The 25,905-nt window shown below is 69.4% G+C and carries 22 protein-coding genes; 10 read left to right on the top strand and 12 right to left on the bottom strand.

Annotated elements, in window-relative coordinates; genetic code table 11:
- Positions 1–13 precede the first annotated feature (13 nt).
- From MKK88_RS32515 to MKK88_RS32500, 4 genes are all read left to right on the top strand, one after another.
- Complete coding sequence (locus MKK88_RS32515; RefSeq protein WP_244007713.1) at positions 14–688, top strand: YoaK family protein; 675 nt, start codon at positions 14–16, stop codon at positions 686–688.
- A complete protein-coding gene (locus MKK88_RS32510) occupies positions 685–1,698 on the top strand; it encodes a WD40 repeat domain-containing protein (protein WP_244007711.1) in 1,014 nt (337 codons plus the stop codon). The genes MKK88_RS32515 and MKK88_RS32510 overlap by 4 nt, the downstream gene beginning before the upstream one ends.
- Before the next feature lie 69 nt (positions 1,699–1,767).
- On the top strand, positions 1,768–2,292 hold the full coding sequence (locus tag MKK88_RS32505; protein ID WP_244007709.1) for a DUF2937 family protein: 525 nt from the start codon (positions 1,768–1,770) through the stop codon (positions 2,290–2,292).
- 105 nt (positions 2,293–2,397) lie between these two features.
- Positions 2,398–3,636, top strand: coding sequence for a peptide ABC transporter permease (locus MKK88_RS32500; RefSeq protein ID WP_244007707.1), 1,239 nt, complete (start codon positions 2,398–2,400; stop codon positions 3,634–3,636).
- A 4-nt stretch (positions 3,637–3,640) separates the two neighbouring features.
- Here the strand turns inward: MKK88_RS32500 and MKK88_RS32495 are convergent, their stop codons facing one another.
- Positions 3,641–4,648, bottom strand: coding sequence for an alpha/beta hydrolase (locus tag MKK88_RS32495; RefSeq protein ID WP_244007705.1), 1,008 nt, complete (start codon positions 4,646–4,648; stop codon positions 3,641–3,643).
- 74 nt (positions 4,649–4,722) lie between these two features.
- Positions 4,723–6,084 (bottom strand): RsmB/NOP family class I SAM-dependent RNA methyltransferase, encoded by a 1,362-nt coding sequence (locus tag MKK88_RS32490; protein ID WP_409566742.1) that lies wholly within the window; start codon positions 6,082–6,084, stop codon positions 4,723–4,725.
- 152 nt (positions 6,085–6,236) lie between these two features.
- On the opposite strand from MKK88_RS32490, the gene MKK88_RS32485 reads away from it, so the two are divergent.
- Positions 6,237–6,422, top strand: a complete 186-nt coding sequence (locus MKK88_RS32485; RefSeq protein ID WP_244007703.1) for a hypothetical protein — start codon at positions 6,237–6,239, stop codon at positions 6,420–6,422.
- Here the strand turns inward: MKK88_RS32485 and panE are convergent.
- The 3 genes from panE to MKK88_RS32470 all read right to left on the bottom strand — a co-directional run bounded on the left by panE (position 6,416) and on the right by MKK88_RS32470 (position 9,941).
- On the bottom strand, positions 6,416–7,378 hold the full coding sequence (gene panE / locus MKK88_RS32480; protein ID WP_244007701.1) for a 2-dehydropantoate 2-reductase: 963 nt from the start codon (positions 7,376–7,378) through the stop codon (positions 6,416–6,418). The two genes, MKK88_RS32485 and panE, sit on opposite strands and share 7 nt — an antisense overlap.
- A gap of 7 nt (positions 7,379–7,385) precedes the next feature.
- The gene (guaB, locus tag MKK88_RS32475; RefSeq protein WP_244007699.1) at positions 7,386–8,879 is read right to left on the bottom strand and encodes an IMP dehydrogenase; all 1,494 of its coding nucleotides are present in this window, start codon (positions 8,877–8,879) and stop codon (positions 7,386–7,388) included.
- Positions 8,880–9,050: 171 nt separating this feature from the next.
- A complete protein-coding gene (locus MKK88_RS32470) occupies positions 9,051–9,941 on the bottom strand; it encodes a DUF3313 domain-containing protein (protein ID WP_244007697.1) in 891 nt (296 codons plus the stop codon).
- Between the two features lie 216 nt (positions 9,942–10,157).
- On the opposite strand from MKK88_RS32470, the gene MKK88_RS32465 reads away from it, so the two are divergent.
- Positions 10,158–11,606, top strand: a complete 1,449-nt coding sequence (locus MKK88_RS32465) for an MFS transporter (protein WP_244007695.1) — start codon at positions 10,158–10,160, stop codon at positions 11,604–11,606.
- A 16-nt stretch (positions 11,607–11,622) separates the two neighbouring features.
- Here the strand turns inward: MKK88_RS32465 and MKK88_RS32460 are convergent, their stop codons facing one another.
- From MKK88_RS32460 to MKK88_RS32445, 4 genes are all read right to left on the bottom strand, one after another.
- A complete protein-coding gene (locus MKK88_RS32460; protein WP_244007693.1) occupies positions 11,623–12,147 on the bottom strand; it encodes a DoxX family protein in 525 nt (174 codons plus the stop codon).
- A 72-nt stretch (positions 12,148–12,219) separates the two neighbouring features.
- Positions 12,220–13,386 carry a multidrug effflux MFS transporter gene (locus MKK88_RS32455; RefSeq protein ID WP_244007967.1) on the bottom strand — a complete coding sequence of 389 codons (1,167 nt, stop codon included), beginning with the start codon at positions 13,384–13,386 and terminating at the stop codon, positions 12,220–12,222.
- Between the two features lie 191 nt (positions 13,387–13,577).
- Positions 13,578–14,864: an MFS transporter gene (locus tag MKK88_RS32450; protein ID WP_244007692.1), complete on the bottom strand. Its 1,287-nt coding sequence runs from the start codon at positions 14,862–14,864 to the stop codon at positions 13,578–13,580.
- A gap of 39 nt (positions 14,865–14,903) precedes the next feature.
- Positions 14,904–15,320, bottom strand: coding sequence for a MarR family winged helix-turn-helix transcriptional regulator (locus tag MKK88_RS32445; protein WP_244007690.1), 417 nt, complete (start codon positions 15,318–15,320; stop codon positions 14,904–14,906).
- A gap of 160 nt (positions 15,321–15,480) precedes the next feature.
- On the opposite strand from MKK88_RS32445, the gene MKK88_RS32440 reads away from it, so the two are divergent.
- Positions 15,481–20,325 carry an NAD-glutamate dehydrogenase gene (locus MKK88_RS32440; RefSeq protein WP_244007688.1) on the top strand — a complete coding sequence of 1,615 codons (4,845 nt, stop codon included), beginning with the start codon at positions 15,481–15,483 and terminating at the stop codon, positions 20,323–20,325.
- A gap of 374 nt (positions 20,326–20,699) precedes the next feature.
- Here MKK88_RS32440 and MKK88_RS32435 read toward each other — a convergent pair whose 3' ends face one another.
- Both MKK88_RS32435 and MKK88_RS32430 read right to left on the bottom strand, forming a co-directional pair.
- Positions 20,700–21,899, bottom strand: a complete 1,200-nt coding sequence (locus MKK88_RS32435) for an MFS transporter (RefSeq protein WP_279602685.1) — start codon at positions 21,897–21,899, stop codon at positions 20,700–20,702.
- Positions 21,900–22,120: 221 nt separating this feature from the next.
- On the bottom strand, positions 22,121–22,621 hold the full coding sequence (locus tag MKK88_RS32430) for a MucR family transcriptional regulator (RefSeq protein ID WP_244007686.1): 501 nt from the start codon (positions 22,619–22,621) through the stop codon (positions 22,121–22,123).
- A 351-nt stretch (positions 22,622–22,972) separates the two neighbouring features.
- Between MKK88_RS32430 and MKK88_RS32425 the strand changes: the two genes are divergently transcribed.
- Positions 22,973–24,745 (top strand): outer membrane beta-barrel protein, encoded by a 1,773-nt coding sequence (locus MKK88_RS32425; RefSeq protein WP_244007684.1) that lies wholly within the window; start codon positions 22,973–22,975, stop codon positions 24,743–24,745.
- 26 nt (positions 24,746–24,771) lie between these two features.
- On the opposite strand, the gene MKK88_RS32420 is transcribed toward MKK88_RS32425, so the two are convergent.
- Positions 24,772–25,218 carry a nucleoside deaminase gene (locus MKK88_RS32420; protein ID WP_244007682.1) on the bottom strand — a complete coding sequence of 149 codons (447 nt, stop codon included), beginning with the start codon at positions 25,216–25,218 and terminating at the stop codon, positions 24,772–24,774.
- A 146-nt stretch (positions 25,219–25,364) separates the two neighbouring features.
- Here MKK88_RS32420 and MKK88_RS32415 point away from each other — a divergent pair, with 146 nt between their 5' ends.
- Positions 25,365–25,556: a CsbD family protein gene (locus MKK88_RS32415; RefSeq protein ID WP_091714230.1), complete on the top strand. Its 192-nt coding sequence runs from the start codon at positions 25,365–25,367 to the stop codon at positions 25,554–25,556.
- Between the two features lie 78 nt (positions 25,557–25,634).
- Positions 25,635–25,811 carry a DUF1328 domain-containing protein gene (locus MKK88_RS32410; RefSeq protein ID WP_244007680.1) on the top strand — a complete coding sequence of 59 codons (177 nt, stop codon included), beginning with the start codon at positions 25,635–25,637 and terminating at the stop codon, positions 25,809–25,811.
- Positions 25,812–25,905 lie beyond the last annotated feature (94 nt).

The raw sequence follows: 25,905 nt of genomic DNA, 5'->3' as shown, positions 1-25,905 counted from the left end.
CTGAGGCGAGATCGTGAACCGGACCTACCAGCTCGGGCTCGGACTTCTCCTGACCGGGCTCGCCGGATACGTGGACGCCCTCGGCTTCGTGCGGCTCGGCGGCCTCTACACCTCGTTCATGAGTGGGAACACCACACAGCTCGCCGTCTTTGGGGCGGAGGCCGAGCTCCATCGGATGGTGCTGCCCGCCACCCTCCTGTGCGCCTTCCTCGCGGGTTCCGTCCTCGGCAGCGGGCTCGCGATCCTCGTGCCGTCCCCCTGGACCACGCCCGCGGTGCTTGCCTATGAATCGCTCCTGATCCTCGGCGGCCTCGGGCTCGGCCTGGAATCGCCGGAACTCGGCCTTGCCGCCTTCTTCGTCGCGGTGGCGATGGGTTCGCAGAACGCGGTGCTGGCGCAGGTGAAGGGGTTTCGCGCCGGCACGACCTTCGTCACGGGTGCCTTGTTCAGCCTGGGACAGAAGATCGCCCAAGCCCTGACCCGGACCGGAGATCCGCTGGGCTGGGTCGGCGATGGTCTCGTCTGGCTGTCCCTGCTGCTCGGCGCGTATCTCGGGGCGCACGCCTACGCGCTCTTCGCCCTCTACGCCCTCATCGCCCCGGCGACGCTCGCCGGCGGGTTGGCACTGGTGACTGCGATCCTGGTCTTGCGCACGAGGCCGGCTGCCGCGAAGGTCCCCGCACCATGACCAGTCCTGTCAGCAACCCCTCCCTCACCCAGCACGTCGCCGCGCTCGATCCCGGCGCCCACGTGATCGCCGCCCAGTTCCTGAAGGAGGTGCCGGCCCTGGCGCTTAACGACGGCGCGGTCGCGCTCGTGCGGGATGGGAGCCTCACGCGCATTTCGGCGCATCCCGATGCCGGGATCCTGGTCGCGGCCGGGAACGACGCGCGCCTGCTCACCGGCGGCGATGACGGTCGCGTCGTGGAGATCCGGTCGGACGGCACCGTTGAGCAACTCGGCGCCGCCAAGGGCGGGGCCTGGATCGACGCGCTCGCGCTTCATCCGGACGGCGCGGTCGCGTGGTCGGCCGGGCGCAACGTGGTGGCGCGGGATGCCAAGGGCCGCGAGCGTACGTTCCAGGCGCCCTCGACCGCGCGCGGCCTGGTCTTCGCGCCCAAGGGCTATCGGCTCGGCGTCGCTCACTACAACGGCGTCAGCCTCTGGTACCCGAACCTTGAAACACCCGCCGAGGTGATCGCCTGGAAGGGCTCGCATATCGACGTGACGTGGTCGCCGGACGGGCGCTTCGTCGTGACCACCATGCAGGAGAACGCCCTCCACGGATGGCGGCTTCAGCCCGACAAGGGTCACATGCGGATGTCGGGCTATCCCGGCAAGGTACGCTCGGTGGCATGGTCGTCGGATGGGCACTGGCTCGCCACCGGCGGCGCAGAGGCGGCGATCGTCTGGCCGTTCGATTCCAAGGAGGGCCCGACCGGCAAGCCCCCGCGGGAATGCGGCGTCCGCCCCGCCCGGGTGTCCCGGGTCGCGTTCCACCCGAAGGCGCCGGTGCTCGCCATGGGGTACGAGGACGGCTGTATCCTGCTGGTCCGGTTCACCGACGCCGCGGAATTGCTCGTACGGCCCGCCGTTCCCGGCAGCGGCGTCACGGCGCTCGCCTGGGACAGGCATGGCGGCCGGTTGCTGTTCGGCTGCGGCGACGGACAGGCCGGCCTGCTGACATTGCCGGCCTGAACATGGCTGGAATCGCCCAGGGCCGCGTGCTCTTTGTCCGTGGACCACTCCTCGCGCCGGAGGCCTGACGTGTTCCGCGTCTTCCGCACCCTAGGCCTCGCGCTCGGCCTCCTCGGCGGCGCGGTCGCCGCGCAGGCGCCCGAGTTCGCGCAGCAATATGCCCAGCGGCTCGGCGGCGCCGCCGACGAGCTGCGCCGGCAGGTGGCGGTGCTCGATTCCGACGCCCATGCCTCCGGCACGACCCGGGACGATGCCGTCGACCGTCTGCGCAGCAACCCCGATCAGCTCGTCGCCCGGCGCGGCGCGGCAGCGCAGGCGGACATAACCCGGCTCGCCCGGCTGAGCGCGCAGCAGCAGGCTCTGACCTCGGCGACGAGCCCGTTGGGCCGCGTCGTCGCGATGCTGCGCGATCCGGACGTGCCGGTCGCCGAGGCGGCGTATCGGGATTTCAGTCCGGCCATCCCCACCAGCGCCGACGGTCTGGCGGCCGGCCTGATCGGTTTCTTCATCGCCTGGGGCGGCTGGCGGGTCGTTTCGGATGTCGGCCGGCGGGCGCTGCGGCGACGCCCGCGCGAGGCCGCCAGGGCGGCGTGACGGGGGCACGCTGGCGCGAGGTGTGGCGCCGCGTCTACAGCGGCTTGCGCGAGCCTTGCGTATCGAGCACAGAACCGGCCGTTCCGGCCCGGTGGAAGGCGCAGGATGCCGCGCGCATCAAACTCGACCCCAGCCGATCCGGCGCTCGACGCCGCGGCCCTCCTGCGACGCATCGGCTTCTTCGGCCTGTTCGTCGTGCTGCCCGTTTTGGCGCAGGTCGCCCGCCGCGCATCGGTCATCCTCGCGCCGATCGCGGTCATCCTGCTGATCATCGCCAGCGTTATCGACCGGCGGCAGCGCCCGGTGCGTTCGTCCGCTGGACGCCTCCTCACCGCGCCGGCCTTCCTGGCCGGCATGCTGGTGGTGTTCTGGTCAGCCCTGTCGCTGACCTGGACGCCGTTCCTCGGACCAGCGGTGGAGCGGCTCGTCAATCTCGCGGCTACGATCGGGCTCGCCCTGCTGGGCTACCTCGCCCTGCCCGACCGGATGCGCTCGGCCAACCTCTACCTGCTGCCGCTTGGCGTGGTGGCTGGCGCGATCGTGGCGATCGTGCTGGGTCTGTTCGGCGCTCATATGGCGCCCCCTGGAACCGAGGACGATGGCGCCCTGGATCGCGGCCTCGTTCTACTGATCCTGCTGCTCTGGCCGGCTTTGGCCTGGCTGCGGTCCCGGCGCCGCGACCGGGAGGCCCTGGCGCTGGCGCTTCTGGTTGCCCTCGCACTCACCGTCCAGCCGGATGGAACGCAGATCGCGGCCCTGGCGGTCGGGGCCGTCGCCTTCGCGGTGACGAGTTATCGGCAGAGGCTCGGCGTCCAGCTCACCGCGATCCTGTCGGCGACCCTGCTCGCCGTGGCGCCGCTGCTGCCATTCCTCGCGCGGCCGATCGGAGCCGCGGTTCTGGGACCGCTCGCGCCGACGGTGCTGTCGCTCAAGAGCTGGCAGAAGGTGGTGACCACCGATCCGGTGCGGCTGATCACCGGCCACGGCTTCGAGACCGCCCTGCGCGGGCGTCTGGTCGGGATGCTCCCGCTGAACGCGCCGACCACCGCTCTGTTCGAATTCTGGTACGAGCTTGGGATCGTCGGGGCGTTGGCCGCCGCCTTCGCACTCTACGCGTCGATCCACCGGGCCGGGCGCGACGGCCCCGCTCTGGTGCCCGGTGCCATGGGCTGCTTCGCGGCGGCCTTCACGGTGGCGTGCCTCAGCGTCGGGCTGACCGCCATCTGGTGGTTGACGACCCTCGCCATCGCCAGCGTGGTGTTCGTGTCGGTGGAGCGGGGCCAGTTCCGCACCAGCCGCCCCAAGGTCGCCAAACTGCACCGCGTGATCGCCAGCGGCGGCTGACGCGTCAGCGCTGCAAAAAGCCGTGGAGGCGGATCCAGGCCAGGAACAACCCGGGCCAGGCCGCCGCGGGGGTGCCCGGGACACCCAGCCCGAATCCGTGACCGCCGCGCTCGAACAGGTGCAGTTCGGCCGGGACCCGGGCCTTCCGCAGCGCCGCGAACATCAGCAACGGATGGTCCGCGACCGCGATCGGATCGTCGATTGCCTGGGTGAGAAAGGTCGGCGGCGTCTCCGGCCCGACCTGAAGATCGACCGAATAGGTCTTCATTTCGAGCGCCGTCACGTCGTCGCCGACGAGAATCCGTCGGGTATGGGTCCGGTCGAACGGCTTGCGCATGGTGATGACCGGATAGATCAACCCGGCGAGCGTCGGCCGTACGGGCTGTGCGTCGACGGCGTCCTCGGCGGGGTAGAGATCGTGCGCGCTGCCGACCGCGGTCTCGCCCATCAGGTGGCCGCCGGCCGAGAAGCCGAGGACACCGACGCGGGCCGGGTCGATGCCGAACTCCGTACCCCGCGACCGGATCAGACGGAGGGCGCGCTGGGCGTCCTGGCGGGGCGCGTCGGGACCGGAGCCCCAGCCCTCGGCGGGCAGGCGATAGATAAGCAGGAAGACCGTGATGCCGGCGGCATTGAGCACACGGCCGACCGGGACGCCCTCGTTGCCGATCGCGATGAACTCATAGCCGCCCCCGGCCGCCACGATCATCGCGGCGCCGTTGGGATTGGCCGGTCGCATGACCAGCAGGCAGGGTCGCGCCACGCGGGTGATGTCACCCACCGCCCCCTCGACGTAGCGATAGCCGTCCGCATCGGGTCCGGCGCCGCCACCCGGCGGCTCGCCGGGCCAGAGGTCGATCACCTGGAGGTCCGCTCCGGGCAGCGTGCGCGGCAGGGCCTTGATCGCCTCGTGCGGCGCAGGCTCCGGCGGCCCGTCCGTGGCGGCCGCCACGGGCCGCAGGCCGACGAGGCTTCCGAGACCAGCGAGCAGGAGGCGGCGGTCCAGGCGCAAGGGCAACTCCTGGGGAAGGGATCGAGCCCGGTTCCAACGCTGCCGGAGGCGTTGGGGTCCCGGAAGCGCCCGCTTCAGGTGTTCCGGGCGATCACCGCGACGTAGAAGCCGTCCGTGCCGGTGCGGTGCGGGCTCATCTGGATGCCGTGGGACGTCATCCGCACCGCCTCGCGCAGCGAGGCCGGGCCAGCCGCGAGCACGTCGGAGACCGCATCCACGACGAACCGCCCGCGCCAGCGCGACAGCAGGCCGGACACCGCCGCGTCGTTCTCGGCGGAGAGGAGCGAGCAGGTGACGTAGACGATGCGGCCACCCGGTCGGACCAGCCGGGCCGCCCGGTCGAGAACCTGAGCCTGCTCGGCCGTCCGCAGCGCGAGGCTGCCAGGGCGCAGCCGCCATTTGGCATCGGGATTGCGCCGCCACGTCCCGGATCCGGTGCAGGGGGCATCGACCAGAACCCGATCGACGGTGCCGTCGAGATCCTCCAGCACGTCGGCGCGCGCCCGGCCGCTCCGGGGTGTCCTGACATCTGCCACAGCGCCCGATCGGCGCAGGCGTTCGTGGATCGGTGCGAGGCGACGCGGATCGCCGTCGGTGGCGATCAGGCGGGCGTCGTTCCGCGTCTCGGCCGCGAGCGCGAGGGTCTTGCCGCCGCCGCCGGCACAGAGATCGACGATGGTCTCGCCGGGCCGCGGGGCGGCGAGCAAGGCAGCAAGCTGCGAGCCCTCGTCCTGGATCTCGTACCAGCCCTCCAGGAACTCGGCCTCCACATGGAGCGCGGGGCCGCGACCGTCCGCCCCGATCGGGACCCGCAGGCCCTGGGGGGCGTGCGGCGTCGGCTCCGCGCCATACGCCGCGAGCGCCGGCAGGATATCCTCGCGCCGGCCGCGCAGGGCGTTGACGCGGATGTCGAGGGGTGCGCGGCGGGCAAGCGCCTTCAGCTCCGGAATCAGGTCGTCGCCGAGCGTTTTCGCGAGGTCCGGCAGAACGAAGGACGGCGCGTCGCCGGCGACCTCGGGCGGAGCGCCCTCAAGCGTCCCCGTTTCGAGCCGCGCACGCTCGTCGTCGGTCAGCGGCTCCGGTGCGAAGCGCTCGCCGGAAAAAAGTGCCGCCACCGATGCCGCAGCAAGACCCTGCTGGAGCCGCAAGGCCCCGATCAGAACCGCCCGCGGGGCTTCGGAACCCATGATCCAGGCCGCCGAGGACCGGCGTCGCAGGGCATCGTAGACGAGACTGGCGATGCCGGCCCGGTCGCCGGAACCGGCGAACCGATGGGCGAGGCCCCAATCCTTCAGGGCATCGGCCGCTGGCCGACGGCGCTCGGCGATGTCGGTCAGCACCTCGATGGCGGCGGAGCAGCGGGCTGCGGGTGTCAGGGGTCTGGTCCTTTGGAATGGGTCAACGCCGTCGCGAAACGGCCACGCATGTCCCGCGATGCCGCCATGTTACGGCCGAGCTTCCGGCGCGATCCCGGCTGAGATTGCGCCAAGGGCGGCCCGCTGAGTGGGCCGCCGCGTGTCGTATGGCATCTATCGGCAGCGGGCCAGGGCGGTTCGATGCCGGTTGCGTTCCGGGAGGCCTCCAGACCATGCCGTTGCCTGTCACATCCGCCGTTCGTATCGCCCTCGCAGCCCTGGTAGCCGGTTCTCTGGCGGCGTGTGCCAGCGCTCCCGCCGCCCAGCCCGACTTCTCGCCGCCGCCGCGCCGGCCGGTCGATGCCAAGACGCAGCTCGAATACGGCAACCCGCCTGCGCCACCGCCCGGCCGCTACTGAGCGGAGGCGGCTCCGGCCGTTTCCCGCGCTCGCCGCGCCTCGTAGGCCTTCAGGCCGGTATAGACGAGCGTGAGCAGCGGGAAGCCTGCCTCCGGCGCGAGCCGGCGGCCGCGGGCGATCAGGTCACCGATCACGTGATCGGCCTCGATCCGTCCGCCATTCTCGATGTCCCGCAGCATCGAAGCCGTGAAGGTCGAGCCGGCGGCCGTAAGCTGCCCCCGCGCCCGCTCGGCCACCACGCCCCGCGGCGTGTAACCACTGGCCGCAGCGATCGCCGTGCATTCGGCGTGCAGCGCTGCCATCAGCTCCGCGCCGCCGGGCGCCGCCACGATGTCGCCGATTGCGGCGCGCATCAGAGTGGTGGCCCCCGCGAGCGTCGCGAGGAAGACCCATTTCTCCCACATCTCCAGCAGGATCGACTCGCTCAGCCGCGGCTGGAACTTCAGCCCGCGCATCAGGGCGTCGACCGCTTCGATCCGGGCCGAGCGCGACCCGTCCCGCTCACCGTAGGTGATGCTGCACAATTCGCTCATGTGGCGGATCGTGCCGTCCGGCGCGAGCGTCGCCGCGATGGCACAGGACCCGCCGAGGATATGCCCGGCGCCGAACCGGGCATCGAGCGCGTCGAGATGGGCGAGGCCGTTTAGCACGGGCAGGATCGCCGTCTCCGCGCCGACCGCCGGGGCGAGATCCGCGATGGCGCTGTCGAGGTCGTAGGCCTTGCAGGACAGGAGGATCAGCCCGAACCGGCCCGCTTCGGCCAGCCGGTCGGCCGTGACGGTCGGCGGGTTCGCGATGTGCAGGTCGCCGAGCGGCGAGCGGACATTCAGCCCGTCCGCGGCGAGCTTCGCCGCCCGCGCCGGCCGGACCAGAAACGTCACGTCGGCGCCGGCCTCGGCCAGGCGCGCGCCGTAATAGCCGCCGGTCGCGCCGGCTCCGACGATCAGCGTGCGCATCAGATCCTCAGGTCCGCGACGGGTAGTTGGGGCTTTCCCGCGTGATCGTCACGTCGTGGACGTGGCTCTCCCGCAGGCCGGCATTGGTAATGCGGATGAAGCGCGCGCGCTCCTGAAAATCCGGGATCGTCGCGCCGCCGACATAGCCCATGGCGGCCCGCAGGCCGCCGGCGAGCTGGTGCAGGACGTTGCCCACCGGGCCCTTGTAGGGCACCTGGCCCTCGATGCCCTCCGGCACGAGCTTGTGGGTGTCGCTGACCTCGGCCTGGAAGTAGCGGTCCGCCGAGCCGCGGGCCATCGCGCCCACCGAGCCCATGCCCCGGTACGATTTGTACGAGCGACCCTGATAGAGGAACACCTCGCCCGGCGCCTCGTCGGTGCCGGCCAGCAGCGAGCCGAGCATCGCCACCGAGGCGCCGGCTGCGATCGCCTTGGCGAGATCGCCGGAATACTTGATGCCGCCGTCGGCGATCACCGGAATGTCGGCGTCGGCGGCGGCCTCGACTGCCTCCATGAGCGCGGTGAGCTGCGGCACGCCCACGCCCGCCACGATCCGCGTCGTGCAGATCGAGCCCGGGCCGATGCCCACCTTGATGGCGTCCGCACCGGCATCGATCAGCGCCTGAGCGCCCTCGCGGGTGGCGACGTTGCCGGCAACCACCTGCACGGCGTTCGAGAGCTGCTTCACCCGGGCGACGGCGTCGAGCACCTTAATCGAGTGGCCATGCGCGGTGTCGACCACGATCACGTCGCAGCCGGCATCGATCAGGCGCTCGGCCCGCTCGAAGCCGCTGTCGCCCGTGGTGGTGGCAGCCGCGACCCGCAGGCGACCCTGCTCGTCCTTCACGGCGAAGGGGTAGGTAACGCGCTTCTCGATGTCCTTGACGGTGATCAGGCCGATGCAGCGGTAATGATCGTCGACGACCAGCAGCTTCTCGATCCGGAATTGGTGCAGCAGGCGCTTGGCCTCGTCCTGGGTCACGCCCTCCCGGACCGTGATCAGGCGGTCCCGGGTCATCAGTTCGGCGACCGGCTGGGCGGAGTTGGTGGCGAAGCGCACGTCCCGGTTGGTCAGGATGCCGACGAGCTTGCCCCGCGAGCCGTTCGGCCCGCGCTCCACCACCGGTATGCCGGAGATCCGGTTGCGCTTCATCACCTCGAAGGCGTCGGCCAGGGTCTCGTCCGGATGGATGGTGATCGGGTTCATCACCATGCCGGACTCGTACTTCTTGACGAGGCGGACCTGCTCGGCCTGCTCCGGCGGCTCGAGGTTGCGATGGATGACGCCCATGCCGCCATTGGCCGCCATGGCGATCGCCATCGGCGCCTCGGTCACCGTGTCCATCGCGGAGGCGAGGATCGGCAGGTTGAGCGGGATCGTGCGGGTCAGGCGGGAGGCGACGCTGACCTCGGTCGGCATCACCGAGGAGGCGGCTGGCCGCAGGAGCACGTCGTCGAAGGTCAGGCCCTCGATGATCGATGCGGTTTCTACTCGGGCCATCTGCCAACTTTCCTCGGACGGCGGCGCGTTTGGGGGGGCGCGCAGCGGGATCGGGTTGGCAAGTGCCAGTATCACGGTGACCACGACCGCGCCAATGCGCGCTTGCCGCGGCGCAACGCGAAAACACGCATGGCTCACGGGTTTTTCGTGCCGCGCCGCCGGTTTGCCGCCTCAGCGTAGCGCCGGCGCCCCAGGCCCCTTGTCGGTGTATTCGGGTGGCAGGCCGATATAATCGCCGAGAATGCCATCGATCCCCGGCGCCCGGCCGAACGCCTCGCAATCCGGGTCGAGGGGCGCCTCGCCGAGGGTAGTGATGCGGATGCGGTCCCAGGTCGGCAGGGTGTTGGGCGCGGTGAACGGGTCGTCGCCCGTGGCAAGCATGTAACCGAAATCCTGGCCGAACTCGCCCGCGAGGTCGTAGGCGTCGCTCGCCCGGGAGAAGCGCGGCTGGCTGGTAAAGGAATTCGCCGCGCCACCCCACACCATGGCGGCGCGCTGCTCGCGGCGGCGATCGAGGGCCTCGGCCTCCACGGTCAGGCTGCCGAGCCCGATCGGGATGCGCGGAATCGGGATGCGCCCAACGCCCTCGGCGGCGCTCAACCCGAATTGCGAGGCGACCGTGACGCCGGCCGATCCCGCGATGGTCGCGCCGGCCCCGAGCAGATCCGTCGGATCCACACGGGTCACCTGCGCCCGAACTGTGAGATCTGCGTCGCGACCGGACACGATGTCGTATTTCAGCGATAGGTCGTAGCAGAGCGCCCTATCGGCCGCGTTGGCGATCAAGCGCCGCTCGGCCGGGGTGAGCGGTCCCGCCCCCGCCACGTCGGCGTGGAACGCCGTCGGGATGATACGCACCGTATGGGCCTTGGCGAGCGCCGGCCGGTCGACATAGATCCGCGACGCGGAGGCGACTTGATCGCTCGCCTTCAGCCGGTCGTAGCGCGTCAGGGAGCCGCGGTCATTGAGCAGGACGGTGCCGCAGGCTGTCACCATCGAAAACAGGGCGATGCCGGCGGCGATCCGCGGCAGAAAACGGGCCTTGCTGGGGCTGGACGGCATCGAACTCCTCATGGTCCGCCCCATGGGTGGACCCTTCCAACAGACCGAACTTACGGCCGCGTGAAGCAAACGTAGCCATTGCGCACCCCCTACAAAAGGTGCCGCCGCTTAGCGACACAACTTCTGTGACAAGATAGATACATTCGCGAAACACGCGGGTGCGAGTCCGCCCCAACGCCGTGCAACCGACACGGCGCCACACGCGTCTGCACCGTGATGCCCTCCCCCGCCCAAAGACCGTTCTGGATCGTCCCGCTGACGGTCGCCACCGCTCTGTTCATGGAGAACACCGATTCCACGGTGATCGCCACGGCGCTGCCGAGCATCGCCGCAAGCCTCAGCGAGGATCCGATCGCCCTGAAGCTCGCCCTGACCTCCTACCTGGTCAGCCTCGCGATCTTCATCCCGGTCAGCGGCTGGATGGCGGACCGCTACGGCGCCCGCAATGTCTTCCGGGTGGCGCTCGTGGTGTTCATGGCGGGCTCGCTCGCCTGCGCGGCCGCAAACGGGCTGGCTTGGTTCGTCGCCGCGCGATTCCTGCAGGGGATGGGCGGCGCCATGATGGTGCCGGTCGGGCGGCTCGTCGTGCTGCGCAGCGTGCCGAAATCGCAGCTCGTGACGGCGCTCGCCTATCTGACCTTCCCGGCCCTCGTCGGTCCGGTGCTCGGGCCGCCGGTCGGGGGCCTGATCACGACTTGGTTCGACTGGCGCTGGATCTTCTTCATCAACCTGCCGATCGGATGCGCCGGGATCGTGCTGGCGACCCTGTACTTCGAGGATGTCCGCGAGGCGGAACGGCCGCCCCTCGACATCATGGGCTTCCTGCTGCTTGGGACTGGGCTCGCCGCCCTGATGCTCGGCTTGGCCTCGCTGGGGCGCCACCTGCTGCCGGCTTCGGTCTCCTGGGGCTGCCTCGCCGGCGGCGCGATCCTCTTGCCGCTGTACTGGGCGCACGCGAGGCGAGTCGCCCACCCGATCGTCCGGCTCGATCTGATGGAGCGGCCGACCTTCCGGGTCGCGGTGCTCGGCGGGAGCCTGTTCCGGATTGGCACCGGGGCGATCCCGTTCCTGCTGCCGCTGATGCTGCAGGTCGGGTTCGGGCTCGATGCGCTGCATTCGGGGCTGATCACCTTCGCGGCGGCCGCCGGCGCGATGTTCGTGAAGACCCTGGCGCCGAAGATCCTGCGCCGGACGGGATTCCGCACGCTGATGACGTGGAATGCGCTGCTGGCCTCGGCCTTCCTGGCGGTGAACGGTTTTTATACGGCGCAGACGTCCCACTGGGTCATGGTGGCCCTGCTGTTCGTCGGTGGCTGCTCGCGCTCGATCCAGTTCACCTGCGTCAACGCCATTGCGTATGCCGACCTCGAATCCCGCGAGATGAGCGCGGCCACGAGCTTCGCCAGCGTCTGCCAGCAGCTTTCGCTCAGCCTCGGCGTGACGCTCGGCGCGTTGGCGCTTGAGGGGACCGCCGGCCTACATGGCCGGACGCAAATCGAGGCGGGCGATTTCGGGCCGGCCTTCTTCGCCGTGGCGGTGATCTCGGCGGCCTCCGTGCTGGCATTCCGCGACCTGTCGCCGGATGCCGGAGCCGAGATCTCCGGGCGCCAGATGGTCGCCCAGACGCCGCCGACCGCCCCCGAAATGCGGCCGCGGCACGGATAGAAGGACGCTCCGGCGATCAGGCCGCGGCGCGGGCGGGGGACCGGCCGGCGGACCGCTTGCCGCCCCGCGCCGCCGGGGCCTTAATCGGGGCTTTTCCGGCGGCGGGCTTGGCCTTCGGCACGTCCGCCACCGCTCCGGCGCGCCAGCCCTGCCAGCTCCAGGCGCCGGGGCCCGTCAGGGCGTACATCAGAAAGCCCCCGGCGAGGCCGAGATCGGCCAGCAGGAGCGTGCGTTCAGCGATGGCCGCCGGGCCGACATAGTGCCAGAACGTGTGGAGCACGAAGGCCGTCAGCGTCGCGAAGGCGGCGAGCGCCAGTCCGGTGAGCCGCGGCAACACGCCGAGGATCAGCGCCAGCGGCCCGAAGACCTGGACGACGACCGCCCCCGTGGCCACGGCATTCGGGAACGGCACGCCACCGCCCGCGAGCGTCAGCGCGAAGCCCGAGACATTGAGAGCCCGCGCGATCCCCGTGGGCAGGAGCGCAGCGGCGAGCAGCAGCCGCGCGGCGAGAAGCGTTCCGTTCTGGGCGCGGTCGATCATCGGGGGTCCGGTCGGCTGGGAGAACGACCGGAGCTTGGCCGTCGCCGCTGAAGACCCGGTTAAGCTGAGCGCTCAGCCGGCAACGCCGCCCCGGAACAGCCGCCCGCGCTCGGTCCAGGCGACCACGATCAGGGCGAGGCCGCCGAGGGCCGCGTAGCCGATCCCGACCGGCAGCACCGTTCCATCGAAGGCTTGGCCGATCACGAAGCCGCAGAAGGCGCCGAGGATCGTGGTGTAGAAGCCGAGAAACGAGGAGGCCGTGCCAGCGATGGCGCCGAGCGGCTCCAGCGCCAGGGCATTGAAGTTGGGCATCGCGAAGCTGATCAGAAACTGGTTCAGCGCCAGGATCGCCAGGAACAAAGCCAGCGGCGGATGCCCATCGTAAGCCAGCCCGACGGCGACCTGCAGGAGCCCGACCAGCGTAAACGCGATGACGCCGCCATGCGACATCGCCCGCATCCCGAGCCGCCGCACCACCCGGGCGTTGATCAGCGTCGCCGTGCCCATTGCGCCCGCCACGAGCCCGAAGGCCAGGGGGAAGAGCGGGCCGAGATGGTACAGGCCGGTGTCGAAGACCTGCTGGGCCGAGCCGACATAGCCCATGATGCAGCCGGTCAGCAGCCCGAGCGCGGTCGTGTAGCCGATGGCCACGCGGGTCCTGAGCGTCAGGCGGATCGCCGCCCAGGTCGCGGCCGGCGAGAGCGGGCGCCGGTATTCCGGATGCATGGTCTCCGGCATCCGCCAGGAGAACCAGACGGCCAGCCAGAACGCCAGGACCAGCATGGAGACGAAGACATAGACCCAGGAGCCCAGCGCCAGCATCATGCCGCCGATCGCCGGGGCGATCATCGGGACGATCAGGAAGACCATCATGGTAAGCGACATCACGCTCGCCATCTCGCGGCCGGAGAAGCGGTCGCGCACGATCGCCACGGAGAGCACCCGGCCGCCGGCCGCGCCGATCCCCTGAATGATCCGGGCGGCGAGCAGCCAGAAGAAGCTCGGCGCCACCATGGCGAGGCCGCAGCCGATGACGTAGATCGCGAGGCTTCCCAGCAGCACCGGCCGGCGCCCGACCGTGTCGGAGATTGGCCCGTAGACGATCTGCGCGACACCGAAGCCGATCATGTAGACGTAGACGAGGAGCTGCAGTCGGTTCGGGTCCGCGACCGCGAAGCGCGCCTCGATCGCCGGGAAGGCCGGCAGCAGGTTGTCGATGGAGATCGCCGTCACCGCCATCATCAGCGCGATGATGGCGACGAACTCGGCGAAGCCCGGGCCCGACCAGGGGCGCGGGGCGCGGATCTCCTGGGCCGGCGGGACGGGCCGGACGGCGATGGTCAAGGCGGGCCTCGGCTTGCGCGGGAACGAGCCGTTCAGGGCGCTCCCATCACGGCACGCTTAAGGCAACCATGCCCGTCCGCTGCAGTTCAGGCCGGCAGCGGACGCAGGGCCGGCTCCCGCGGGCTGCGACCCACGAAGGTCGCCATCAGCGCCGCGACGAGGCACAGCAGACCCGCCGAGACGAACGCGCCGAAATAGGTGCCGGTGTCGGTCCGCACCATGCCGGCGAGCCAGGCCGCCGACGCCGCGCCGATCTGGTGCGCGGCCGCGATCCAGCCGAACATCAGCGCCGCGTTCTCCTCGCCAAAGGATTTTCCCGCGAGCTGGACGGTCGGCGGCACGGTGGCGATCCAGTCGAGTCCGTAGAACACGGCAAACAGCGACAGACCGTAGAAGCTGAGATCGAACGAATAGGGCAGAAAGATCAGCGAGAGGCCGCGCAGCCCGTAATACCACACCAGGAGCTTGCGCGAATCGAACCGATCCGTGAGCCAGCCCGACGCCGTTGTCCCGACGAGGTCGCAGATGCCCATCAACGCCAGCAGACCCGCGGCGGTGACCTCCGGAATCCCATGGTCGATACAGGCGGGGATCAGATGGGTGCCGACCAGCCCGTTGGTCGAGGCGCCGCAGATGAAGAACGTGCCGGCGAGCAGCCAGAAATCCTTGGAGCGCAGGCCCGTCCGCAGGCCGCGCAGGGCTCGAACCGCCGGGTTCTCGGTCAGGACCGGCGTCGGCGTCACCGTCGCTTCGCCGTAGCGGGGCAGGCCCAGATCGGCCGGCCGGTCGCGCAGAAGCAGGGCGACGAGTGGGATCAGAGCCAGCGTCGCGACGGCGACAACCAGGGAAACCGAGCGCCAGCCCTGTCCGACCGCCAGGGAGGCGAGCATCGGCAGGAAGACGAGCTGTCCGGTGGCGCTGCTCGCGGTCAGCATGCCGAGCACCAGCCCGCGCCGCTTGGCGAACCAGCGCCCCGCGACCGTGGCGCCCAGCACGTTCGCAACCATGCCGGAGCCTGAGCCGACCACGATGCCCCAGAGCAGCACCATCTGCCACGGCGCGGTCATCAGGCTGGTGGACGCTGTACCGATGGCCAGGATCAGGAGCGCCGTGCAGACCGAGCGCCTCAGGCCGAACCGCTCGATGATCGCGACCGCGAAGGGGCCGATCATGCCGTACAGGAAGATGTTGAGCGCGATCCCAACGCCGATCGTCGCCGCGGTCCAGCCGAACTCGCGCTCCCAGGGCACGATCAACACGCTCGGCGTGGCGCGTACGCCCGCGCCGACGAGGAGGACCAGGAAGGTCACCGCGGCGATGATCCAGGCATAATGCAGGCGCGATCCGGGGCGCGTCTGGGAAATGGCGGACATGGACGGGCTCCGGGGCGGGATGGTCAGCGGGCGGATCGGTCAGGTCGCGGAGATCAGCGCCTCCGCCACGGCGGAGACGGTGGCGGGATCGATCCGGGCGTTGATGCGCGCCTGCGCATCCCGCCAATAGGGCGTCGCCGCCGCGAGCGCGCCGCGGCCGGCCTCCGTCATTGCGACGAGTCGTTCCCGCGGATCCAGGGCGCCCGGGGTGACCGTCACGAGACCGCGGCGCTTGAGCGGATCCAGGTTGCGGCCCATCGTGGTCCGCTCCAACGCCGCCTCTGCGGCGAGCCGCGAGACGGGGATAGGCCCGAGCCGGTCCAGATGGCGGAGGATCGCGAACTGCGTCACCCGCAGGCCGGCAGGCTTCAGCGCCGCGTCGTAGCACGCGGTCAGCGCCCGGGTGGCACGACGGAGCGCGGAGCAGGTGCAGGGCTCGTTTGGCGACTCGCTCATGGCATAGGTGTATATGCACCTATGCCCGCTGCGGCAAGCCAACCCTGACGGTTCACGTCGATCGACACGGGTTGATCGGCAAACCGAGGCCGCGTGTCATCGACACGGCCGGTCGTGCTGCTATCGGTTGGGTCGACTCACCCGGTTCGGGAGCAGCGCGATGACACTCGAAACCGCGACGGCGTTGTCATCCTCGGAGCAGAAGACCGCCCGCACGGGCTTGATCGAGGCCGCCGCCGAGATCGTCGGGCGCCAGGGCGGACCGGGCGGCTTCGTGCGCGATCTGTTCGGGCGCGTCACCCCAGAGGATCTGGCCCCCTATTCAGCCGATGCCCTGGCCGACCTCGCCGCCCGGGCCCGGGCGTTTCTGGCCGAGCCGCGCCGGCCGGGCGACCCCGCCCGGATGCGCCTGAGCGAAGCCGAACTCGTTCGCGATGGACGCCGCCGCGAAGTCACCATCCTCGAAGTCATCAATGACAACCGCCCGTTCCTGCTCGATTCCACGCTGGCTGAACTCACCGAGCGGGGCCTGTCGCCCGATCTCGTCGCGCACCCGATCCTGGGCGTCGAGCGTGATCCCGAGGGAACGCTGATTCGCGTGGTCGGCGAGACCACCGCGGATGCCCATGGGAGTCTCGCGCGCGAGAGCTTCCTCCATATCCATTTCGACCGCACCGAGGCCGAGGCCGGCGCGCGTCTGCTGGAAGCCCTGGCTGCGGTGTATGGCGACGTCGCTCTGGCAGGGAACGATCACGACGCCATGCTGGCGCGCCTGACCGATCTCGCGGCGCAGCTCGGGCATTCTCCCGGCCCGATGCCGGAGGGCGAGACCGAGGAGGCGCGTGCCTTCCTGGAATGGCTGATCGATGGCCAGTTCCTGCTGCTCGGGATGCAGGAGCACGGGATCGACGGGGAGGCCCACCCCCTCGTGGGAGGATCGAGCCTCGGCGTCCTGCGCGATCCCGGAGCCACGCCGCTGCGCCGGGGCCGGACGCCGGTGGATTACACGCCTGAGATCTTGGCCTTCCTGGAGGAGCCGCAGCCGCTCATCATCACCAAGGCGAGCGTGAAGTCCCGCGTCCACCGCGCCGCCTATCTCGATTATGTCGGCGTCAAGTTATTCTCCGGGACGGGCAAGCTCTCAGGCGAGGTGCGGATCGTTGGCCTGTTCACCGCCTCCGCCTACACCAGCCCCGCCCGCGAGGTGCCGGTCCTGCGCCGGAAGGTCGATGCCGTCGTCGCCCGCGCCGGGCTCGATCCGACCAGCCACGCCGGGCGCAGCCTCCTGGCGGTGCTGGAGAGCTACCCGCGCGACGAGCTGTTCCAGATCGACGGCGAGCGGCTCTACCGGTTCACCCTGGCCATCGCCAACCTCGCCGACCGACCGCGGATCCGGGTTCTGTCGCGGCCGGACCGCTTCGGACGCTTCGTTTCGCTCCTCGTCTACGTGCCGAAGGACCGCTACGACTCGACGGTCCGCGCGCGGATCGGTGCCTACCTCGCCGAAGCCTATGGTGGACGGCTCAGCGCCGCCTATCCGGACTTTCCGGAGGGCCCCCTCGCCCGTACCCACTACATCGTCGGCCTGCCCGATCAGGGGGCGCCGGAGATCGATCCGGCGAGCCTCGAAGCCGGTATCGGCACCCTGATCCGGACCTGGGGCGATGCCCTGCGGGCCGCCCTCGCGCAGCGACAGGGTGGCGAGCGGGCGCGGCTCCTCGCCGGCCGGTACGCGGAGGCGTTTTCAGCTGCCTACCGGGACAACTTCCAGCCGGAGGTCGCCGTCGACGACGTCGCGATCCTGGAGGGTCTCAGCGCGGTGCAGCCGCGCGCCGTACATCTCGGCCGCCGTGGATCGGATGCCACCGCGCAGGTACGCCTGAAGGTCTTCTCGCGCGGGACCGCGATCGCCCTCTCGGACCGGGTGCCGGTTCTCGAACATCTCGGCTTCCGGGTTATCAACGAACGGACCTACCGGATCGCGCCAGCGGGTGCCGCCGAGGCGGACCGGGTCTGGATGCACGATATGCTGCTCGAAGGCGCCAGTGGTGCTCCGATCGATCTGGCTGCGCTGGAGCAACCCCTCGAAGTCGCGCTGCTCGCCATCGCGGAGGGCTCGGCGGAGTCCGACGGCTACAACCGCCTGATCCTGGAAGCGGCCCTCGACTGGCGGGAGGCCGCGCTGCTGCGGGCCTTCGGGCGCTACCTGCGCCAGCTACGCATCCGCTACGGCCAGGACTACCTCGCCGGCACCCTCAGCCGGCATCCCGGCATCGCCCGGGCGCTCGTGAATCTGTTCCGGGTCCGGTTCGACCCCGCCGTCGAGGGCGACCGTGCGGCACGGTCGGCGGAACTGCGCGCCGGCATCGAGGATGCGCTCGCCGACGTCACCAGTCTCGACGACGACCGGATCCTGCGCCGCTTCGTCAACCTCGTCGAGGCGGCCGTACGGACCAACTTCTTCCAGACCGGCGCGGACGGGAAGCCTCGGGAGACGATCAGCTTCAAATTCGCCTGCGCGAAGGTGGCGGGCATGCCGCTGCCACGGCCGCTCTTCGAGATCTTCGTCTATGCCCCACGGGTGGAGGGCGTGCATCTGCGCTTCGGTTACGTCGCCCGCGGCGGCCTGCGCTGGTCCGACCGGCCGGAGGATTTCCGCACCGAAATTCTGGGCCTCGTGAAGGCCCAGCAGGTGAAGAACGCCGTGATCGTGCCGGTGGGTGCCAAAGGCGGCTTCTTCCCCAAGCGTCTGCCACCGCCCACCGACCGCGCCGCCTGGATGCGGGAAGGCACCGAGAGTTACCGGATCTTCATCCGCACGCTCCTCGAACTCACCGACAACATCGTCGACAATGCCATCGTGCCGCCGTCCGACACGGTACGGCACGATCCGGACGACGCCTACCTCGTGGTCGCCGCCGACAAGGGCACCGCGACCTTCTCGGACATCGCCAACGCCCTCTCTCTGGAGAAGGGCCATTGGCTCGGGGACGCCTTCGCGTCCGGCGGCAGCCAGGGTTACGACCACAAGGGCATGGGCATCACGGCCCGGGGCGCCTGGGAGGCCGTGCGGCGCCATTTCCGCGAGATCGACGTCGATGTGCAGACCGACCCAATCACGGTGGTCGGCGTTGGCGACATGTCGGGCGACGTGTTCGGCAACGGCATGCTGCTGTCGCAAAGCATCCGGCTCATCGCCGCCTTTGATCATCGCGACATTTTCCTCGATCCGAACCCCGACGCGCCGGCGGGTTTTGTCGAGCGGCGACGTCTGTTCGATCTCGGCCGCTCGTCCTGGGCGGATTACGACCGGGGCGTGATCTCGCAAGGCGGGGGGGTGTTTTCCCGCAGCCTGAAGACCATCCCACTCTCCGAACAGGTCCGGGTGGCCCTCGGCTTCGACCAGGCCGAGGCCACCCCGACCGAATTGATGCAAGCGATTCTGAAGGCGCCGGTCGACCTGTTGTGGTTCGGCGGCATCGGCACCTATGTCCGCGCCACCACCGAGACCGACGAAGACGCCGGCGACCGCGCCAACGACGCCGTGCGCATCACCGGGCCAGACTTGCGGGTAAAAGTGATCGGCGAGGGCGCCAATCTCGGCCTGACCCAGCGTGGTCGTATCGAAGCGGCACGGGCGGGCGTCCGGCTTAACACCGACGCGATCGACAATTCGGCCGGCGTCAACACCTCGGACGTCGAGGTGAACATCAAGATCGCCCTGATGACGCCCGAGCGCGACGGACGCCTCAACTACGAGGCCCGCAACGTCCTGCTGGCGACCATGACCGAGGAGGTCGGCCACCTCGTCCTGCGCAACAACGAATTACAGACACTCGCCCTGTCGCTGGCCCAGCGGGGCGGCCTCGGCGAGACCGGCTTCGCCATACGGACCATGCAGGCCCTGGAGGCTGAGGGACGCCTCGACCGGGCGGTCGAGTTCCTGCCGAGCGATGCTACGCTTGCCGAGCGCCTGCGCCGCAACGAGGGGCTGACCCGGCCGGAATACGCGGTGCTGCTTGCCTACGCGAAATTGTCGCTGCACGACGCGATTCTCGACAGCGCGGTCCCGAATGACCCGTATTTCGAGCGCGAATTGCAGCGCTATTTCCCGAAGGCCCTGCGCGAACAATTCCCGGATGTCGTGAAGGGCCATCGGCTGCGCCGTGAGATTATCTCGACCGCGCTTGCCAACATCATCGTCAACCGCGGCGGCCCCTCCCTGGTGACCCGCCTCGTCGACGGGACCGGCGCGGACGCCGCCACCATCGCCAAGGCCTACGCGGTGACGCGGGACGCTTTCGGTCTCATGGAACTCAACCTCGCCATCGACGGCTTGGCGGGCCGGATCTCCGGCCAGGGCCAGCTCAACCTGTATGCGGAGGTTCAGGAACTGCTGATGAATCGGATCGTCTGGTTCATCCGCAACCTCGATCTCACCGGCGGCCTTGCGCCGGTGGTTGCGCGCTATCGGGATGGCATCGCGGCGGTCGAGGCGGCCCTGCCGAAGGCCCTCGACGAAGCGGCACGCGCGGCAATCGATATCCGTGCCGCGGAACTCAGCGGTCTGGGTATGGCCCCTGCCCTCGCCCGGCGGCTTGCCTCCCTCACCGCCCTGACCTCGGCACCCGACATCGTACGTGTCGCCGAGTTGAGCGGCCGGCCTGTGGAAGAAGTCGGGGCGACACATTTCGCATTGGAGCATGCCTTCCGCCTCGACGATCTTGCGGCTGCGGCACGGGATGTCCCGGTGGCCGACACGTTCGATCGGGTCGCCCTGGAGCGCGCCGTGGCCGGCATCGCCGCCGCCCATCGCAAGCTGACCGCCGAGGTCGTGGCCGATCTGGGGGCCGGACCCGGCGCGGTCGAGGCCTGGGCCAAGGCCCGGGGGGCGCCGCTCGCGCGGATCCGTGACGCGGTGGACGCGATCCGCGCCTCCGGCCTCACGGTCTCCAAGGCAACGGTCGCGGCGAGCCTGCTCGGCGACCTCGTACGCGCAGAGTAAGTCGCTTTCCGAACCCAAGCCGCAAGACAAATGCGCGCTCGCCATGGAGGCGTGTCGACCACACCGGGATCTGATGTCATGCTACGCAGCTGAAAACCAGACTTGTCCTGTGAGTCGACTCGGCTGCAACCAACATGGCACGCATGATCGCTCTGGTTCTGCTTCTGGTTTCGCTGGGTCTGCTCGGATGGTCGATCACAGACCATATCGACAGCTGCGTTTCTGAGACAGACCGACCCGGCGATCCATTCAAGTGCTGAGCGCAGCGGGCATCGCTGATACGGCCATCGAGGATGGGAGGCGCGCGCAGCGCGTCTCCGGCCCGTTATCGGCCCGGCCGGTCGCATGCCGAGCTTGAGAACACGACGCCGCAATCAGGCGGATGGTTGAGACCGGGCGAGCAGCCGCGCCGAACGGCCGACCGCCGTCAGGGTCAGGCCCAGGGCGACCAGCGAGACGGTGGCTGCGATCAGAGGCAATTCGCCGTAGCCGGCCCCCAACGTCAGAGCTAAGCCGCCGATCCAGGCGCCGGTGGCGTTGCCGAGGTTGAACGCCCCCTGATTGAGCGTCGAGGCGAGATTCGGCGCATCGCTCGCGGCCTCGACCACCCAGATCTGCAGCGGAGAGACCAGCGCGAAGGCCAGCCCCGACCACAGGACCAGCACCGCGACCGTCATGACCGGATGGTGCGCCACCAGAGCCAAGGTCAGGAGCACCGCCACGATACCGAGGATGCTGCTGATGATCGTCGCCATCTGGCCTCGGTCGGCGAAATGCCCACCCGCGAGGTTTCCGAGGGTCAGACCTACCCCGGCGGCGAACAGCACGCCGGTCACACCGTGGGGCGTGAACCCGGTGACGTTGGTCAGGAACGGCGTGATGTAGGTGAATACCGTGAAGAAGCTGACCGACGACAGGGTCGAGATCAGCATGGGCCGCAGCACCGGCCAGCGGCCGAGGGCCCGGAACTCGCTGAGCAGGCGTCCCCGCGTGCCAGGCAGCCCAGCGGGCACGCAGATCTGGATCGCCACGCCCGCGGCAATGCCGATCGCCACCACGGCCCAGAAGGTCGAACGCCACCCGGCGACTTGCCCGAGGGCAGTGCCGAGGGGAACACCCAGCACGTTGGCGAGGGTGAGGCCGGCGAACATGAGCGAGACGGCTTGGGTACGCCGCTCGCGCGGCACGAGATCCCGCGCCACGACGGCCCCGATCCCGAAAAAGGCGCCGTGCGCGAAGGCGGTGAGCACGCGCGCCGCCATCAGCAACGTGTAGCTCGGCGCCAAAGCGCAGCCGAGGTTGCCGAGCAGAAAGACGCCCATCAAAGCCAGGAGAGCGGTCTTGCGCGGGAGGCGGGCCGTCGCGATCGCCACGATCGGGGCGCCCACGACCACCCCCATGGCGTAGCCCGAGACGAGGTACCCGGCCTGCGGGATGGTGACGCCGAAGCTCCGGGCGACCTCCGGCAGCAGCCCCATGATGACGAATTCCGTGGTGCCGATGCCGAAGGAGGCAACGGCCAGGGCAAGGATCGGCAGTGGCGGCACGGCGAGGCTCTCCGGAGCGGTACGCATTCGATTGTGCGACGCAGCATGCGGAGGATGACAGCGTTCGGGCCACTGCCTAGTCGTGCGGACGCGGCGCACGGTTGCGCGTCGCGCAAACGGCTCCCACCCGGTCAATCTGGATGTGTTCAGCGCACGTGGCCCAGGCACCGACGCGGCGTATTCGCGCGACGATCGAACCTCTTGGCCGAATTACAGTGCGCGACTTTTATCGTTCGCGAAGAGTGGCGCTACTCGGCGGACGCCTTCTTACAAGTCCGCGACTTCGACGATGCGGCCGGAGGTTCTTTCGGAGCTGCCGACGTAGCGCCGTTGTAGTTCCGGCGCTGTTGCCCGAGTCCGAGGGCGCGCGCCAGCTCCGACCGCTGGGCGGAGTAGCTGGCTGCCGTCATCGGATAGTCCACCGGTAAGCCCCATTTCGTGCGGTAGGCCTCGGGCGACAGCCCACGCAGCGTCAGATGTCGGCGCAGCGTCTTGTAGGGCTTCCCGTCCTCGAAGCTGACGATATGATCTTGGGAGACCGACTTCCGGATTTGGGCCGGCGATAGCTTCTCGACCGGTCCCCGCGAAACGCCCGGTGCTGAGGTCAGCTGGTTCAACGCCCCGTGGACGATGTCGATCAGGCCCGGAAGATCGGTCGAGGGCAACGAGTTGTTCGACACATAGGCCGCGACGATATCGACGGCCAGCTCGATGCTGCTCGCCTGCTCAAACTCTACGTTATCGCTCATGGCTAGGCCCCGACAATCCAATTATCTGGGTCGATCAATCCCTATTGGGCGCAATCGAAATCTATCTCATCTTAGCGGATCATGCCGCAAATCTCAATCGGATGTTCCGTGCAGCAAAGACAGGTGCGCGCCGGTTTCCATTGCTGCCTCAGGCCCCCGTTGACGCCACATTAACCACGCTGCGCTAGCCTGCGTTAACCATGCCGATGACGTTGAACGTCCCAGTACGGTGAGTAAATCCCCGCATTCGATGCGCGGGATACTTGTGGAGACCAGGATCAAGTGCGGACGGCGCGGGCTGATCGACGGGAACGGCACGAAAAGCGGCTCGCTTACGCGGCCGTTGCCCTGGTGGTCGCGGCATCGCCGACCGCGGCGCAGCGCTTCGATGCGATCAGCCCCGTCGCCGGGCAGCCGGACAATCCAGGCGTTGGCCTCGACACAGCCCCGAACGGGCTCCCGGCGCTTCGGCGGCGGTTCCCCGACGGCCTGTCGCGCGACGATGGTCGCGGCTCGCCGGGCGGTGACGCCACGAGCGGCGATCAGACCGGGGGCGACAGCCTTCGGTCACTGCTCGCGCCGGCGATCCCGGCGCAGGGGCAGACGCAGCCTGGCACCTCGCAACTCGACACCCGCGCGACGGGCGGCGGTCAGCGCACCGGCGGAAGCTCCACGGCACCGAGCAACCTTGCCCCTTCAGCCCTGCTGCGGTCGCGCGCCGCGCCGCCGCGGCGCCTCGGAACGGCGACCCGCAGGATCACCCAGGAGGTCACGCAGGTTCCCAGCCCGTCGCTCAGGCTCACGCCGATCATTCAGCAGCCAGTGGTCGGCGTCCCGCTGCCACCGGCATCGACGCAGGTGCGGCCGATCCTGCCGCTGCTCGCCAATACCCCCGCTTTGGGCCTTCTGACGCCGGGTTTCATCCTCGGGACGGATCTCGCACGGCCGATCCCCACCGACCCGGCCTACGCGCCGATCGGCTACCAGATCGGCGGCGTTACATTTCTGCCGAGCTTCGCCCAGAGCCTCGGCTACGATTCGAATCCCGACCAGACCAGCCGGCAATACGCGCGTGGTTCCGTGGCTCTGCGCACCGATGCGGCGGTCGACTTCCAAAGCAACTGGGCATCGAGTTCGCTGCAGGGCTCGTTGCGCGGCGCGTATCTGGAGACGCCCCAGAACGAGGCGGCGAGCCGCCCGGCCGCCGACGGCGTCGTCCGGTGGCGCCTCGACGCCAATCGCGATCTGCATATCGACGCGGAGGGCCGCTTCCTCGTCGACACGCAGCGCACAGGGAACCCCAACCTTCAGGTTGCGACCGGGAATCTGCAGGCCGCTGCGTCCACCAGCCGGCCGTTGCTCGCCGTCTACGGCGCATCGCTCGGCGCGACCGAGACGTTCAACCGTCTGTCCGTCACGTTGCGCGGCTCGATCGACCGCTCGGAATTCGACAATGCCCGACTCTCGGACGGGACCATCATCAATCAGACCGACCGCAACCTGAATCAGTACAGTCTTCAGCTGCGAACTGCCTATGAAGTCAATCCGGATTTCAGTCCGTTCATTGACCTCTTGGGCGACACGCGGGTCTACGACCTGCGACAGGACCTGAACGGGATCCGGCGCGATTCGGACGGCGTCTCGGTGCTGGTCGGGGCGAGCTTCGGCCTGCTGCGCACGCTCACCGGCGAGATCTCGGCGGGCATCCAGCACCGCGAATACGTCGACCCGACCCTGCGCGCCATCGATGCGCCGCTGGTCAACGCCGCCCTCGTCTGGTCGATGAGCCCGCTGACGACGGTTCGTCTCACGGCCGCCACCGGCATCACCGAGACGACGATCCCAGGTTCAAGCGGTATCCTCACGGATGTCGCGACGCTCGAAGTCCAGCACGACCTGTTCCGTAACCTGTCGATCGTGCTCGGGGGCTCGTTCCTGAAGAACACCTACCAAGGCAGCACGATCCGCGAGAACGGCGTCTCGGCGACGGCGCGGCTCGACTATCACCTGACCCGGTGGCTCACCCTGCGGGGGACCTACATCTACCAGCAGATCAACAGCACGGTCGCCGGTTCGAGCTTCAGCGACAACACCGTCCTGGTCGGCCTGCGGGTGAACCCTTAGAGGGTCCCGATCGCCGGCCCCACGCATCAGAGGCGCCGCGACCCGAAGAAATCGCGCAGGAGCGCCGCAGCCTCCTGCTCGCGGAAGCCGCTATAGACTTCCGGCGCGTGGTGGCAGGTCGCCTGGTTGAACACGCGTGGCCCGTGCTCGACGCCGCCACCCTTCGGGTCCGAAGCCCCGTAATAGAGCCGCCGGATCCGCGCGAACGAGATCGCACCAGCGCACATCGGGCATGGTTCGAGGGTCACGTAGAGATCGCAGCCGGTCAGCCGCTCGTCGCCGATCGCGGCGCAGGCCTGCCGGATGGCCAGGATCTCCGCATGGGCGGTCGGATCCCGCAGGGCGCGGGGCCGGTTATGGGCAACGGCCAGCACGGTTCCATCCCGAACAACGACGGCGCCCACCGGAACCTCGCCGGCCGCCGCCCCCTGCCGGGCCGCCGCGAAGGCGCGATCGAGAGCATCAGTCGTCACAGTGCAGGCGTCCTCGACATGATGAGCAATCGAACGATGCCGGCGTATTGATCCAGAGCAATGTGAAGGCCTGGAACATTCGCCCGACCGTGACCGTTCTTAGCGTCTCGTGCGGCGTCGCCGCAGGACGACAAGAGGATAACGCCATGAGCAGCACCACGGACAAGATCAAGGGCGCCGCCAACGAGGCTCTCGGCAAGGCCAAGCAGGGTCTCGGCGACGTGACCGGCAATGACAAGATGAAGGCCGAGGGTGCGGCTCAGGAGCTCAAGGGCAAGACCCAGAGCACGGTCGGCGATGCCAAGGACACCGTGAAGTCGGCCACCGACAAGCTCTGATCGCCGCGGGGTGATCGGAACGGGACCCGCCGGTGGCGGGTTCCCGCCACGGATCGGCTCGAACAACACGAGGATGCTATGATCGGTTGGGCTGTCACGTTTCTCGTTGTCGCCATCGTTGCGGCCCTGCTCGGGTTCGGCGGCATCGCCGGTACCGCTATGGCCGCCGCTAAGATCGTCTTTTTCGTTGCGATCGCGCTGTTCCTGGTTTCCGCCGTGTTCGGCGTGATGCGCGGCCGCTCGCCGAGACTCTGACGCACCGACGACTCGCGGCGGGCGGTCATAACCGGGCTTCTCGTCGCTGCGATCCGTAAGGGGCGTTCCTCCGGGAACGCCCCTTCGCGTATCG

Origin of the sequence: Methylobacterium sp. E-005 (assembly GCF_022829725.1) — a bacterium.
GTDB lineage: Bacteria > Pseudomonadota > Alphaproteobacteria > Rhizobiales > Beijerinckiaceae > Methylobacterium.
The sequence above is the reverse complement of the archived record's forward strand: the minus strand, read 5'-3'. Positions and strand labels throughout refer to the sequence as shown.

Excerpts from the sequence above, each read along its gene's own strand:
- MKK88_RS32440 (WP_244007688.1), top strand. The coding sequence starts at position 15,481 with ATGACACTCGAAACCGCGACGGCGTTGTCATCCTCGGAGCAGAAGACC.
- MKK88_RS32465 (WP_244007695.1), top strand. The coding sequence starts at position 10,158 with ATGCCCTCCCCCGCCCAAAGACCGTTCTGGATCGTCCCGCTGACGGTC.
- MKK88_RS32510 (WP_244007711.1), top strand. The coding sequence starts at position 685 with ATGACCAGTCCTGTCAGCAACCCCTCCCTCACCCAGCACGTCGCCGCG.
- MKK88_RS32455 (WP_244007967.1), bottom strand. The coding sequence starts at position 13,386 with ATGGCGGTGACGGCGATCTCCATCGACAACCTGCTGCCGGCCTTCCCG.
- MKK88_RS32435 (WP_279602685.1), bottom strand. The coding sequence starts at position 21,899 with ATGCGTACCGCTCCGGAGAGCCTCGCCGTGCCGCCACTGCCGATCCTT.
- MKK88_RS32430 (WP_244007686.1), bottom strand. The coding sequence starts at position 22,621 with ATGAGCGATAACGTAGAGTTTGAGCAGGCGAGCAGCATCGAGCTGGCC.
- MKK88_RS32410 (WP_244007680.1), top strand. The coding sequence starts at position 25,635 with ATGATCGGTTGGGCTGTCACGTTTCTCGTTGTCGCCATCGTTGCGGCC.
- MKK88_RS32450 (WP_244007692.1), bottom strand. The coding sequence starts at position 14,864 with ATGTCCGCCATTTCCCAGACGCGCCCCGGATCGCGCCTGCATTATGCC.
- MKK88_RS32445 (WP_244007690.1), bottom strand. The coding sequence starts at position 15,320 with ATGAGCGAGTCGCCAAACGAGCCCTGCACCTGCTCCGCGCTCCGTCGT.
- MKK88_RS32415 (WP_091714230.1), top strand. The coding sequence starts at position 25,365 with ATGAGCAGCACCACGGACAAGATCAAGGGCGCCGCCAACGAGGCTCTC.
- MKK88_RS32470 (WP_244007697.1), bottom strand. The coding sequence starts at position 9,941 with ATGCCGTCCAGCCCCAGCAAGGCCCGTTTTCTGCCGCGGATCGCCGCC.
- MKK88_RS32485 (WP_244007703.1), top strand. The coding sequence starts at position 6,237 with ATGCCGTTGCCTGTCACATCCGCCGTTCGTATCGCCCTCGCAGCCCTG.
- panE (WP_244007701.1), bottom strand. The coding sequence starts at position 7,378 with ATGCGCACGCTGATCGTCGGAGCCGGCGCGACCGGCGGCTATTACGGC.
- guaB (WP_244007699.1), bottom strand. The coding sequence starts at position 8,879 with ATGGCCCGAGTAGAAACCGCATCGATCATCGAGGGCCTGACCTTCGAC.
- MKK88_RS32460 (WP_244007693.1), bottom strand. The coding sequence starts at position 12,147 with ATGATCGACCGCGCCCAGAACGGAACGCTTCTCGCCGCGCGGCTGCTG.
- MKK88_RS32500 (WP_244007707.1), top strand. The coding sequence starts at position 2,398 with ATGCCGCGCGCATCAAACTCGACCCCAGCCGATCCGGCGCTCGACGCC.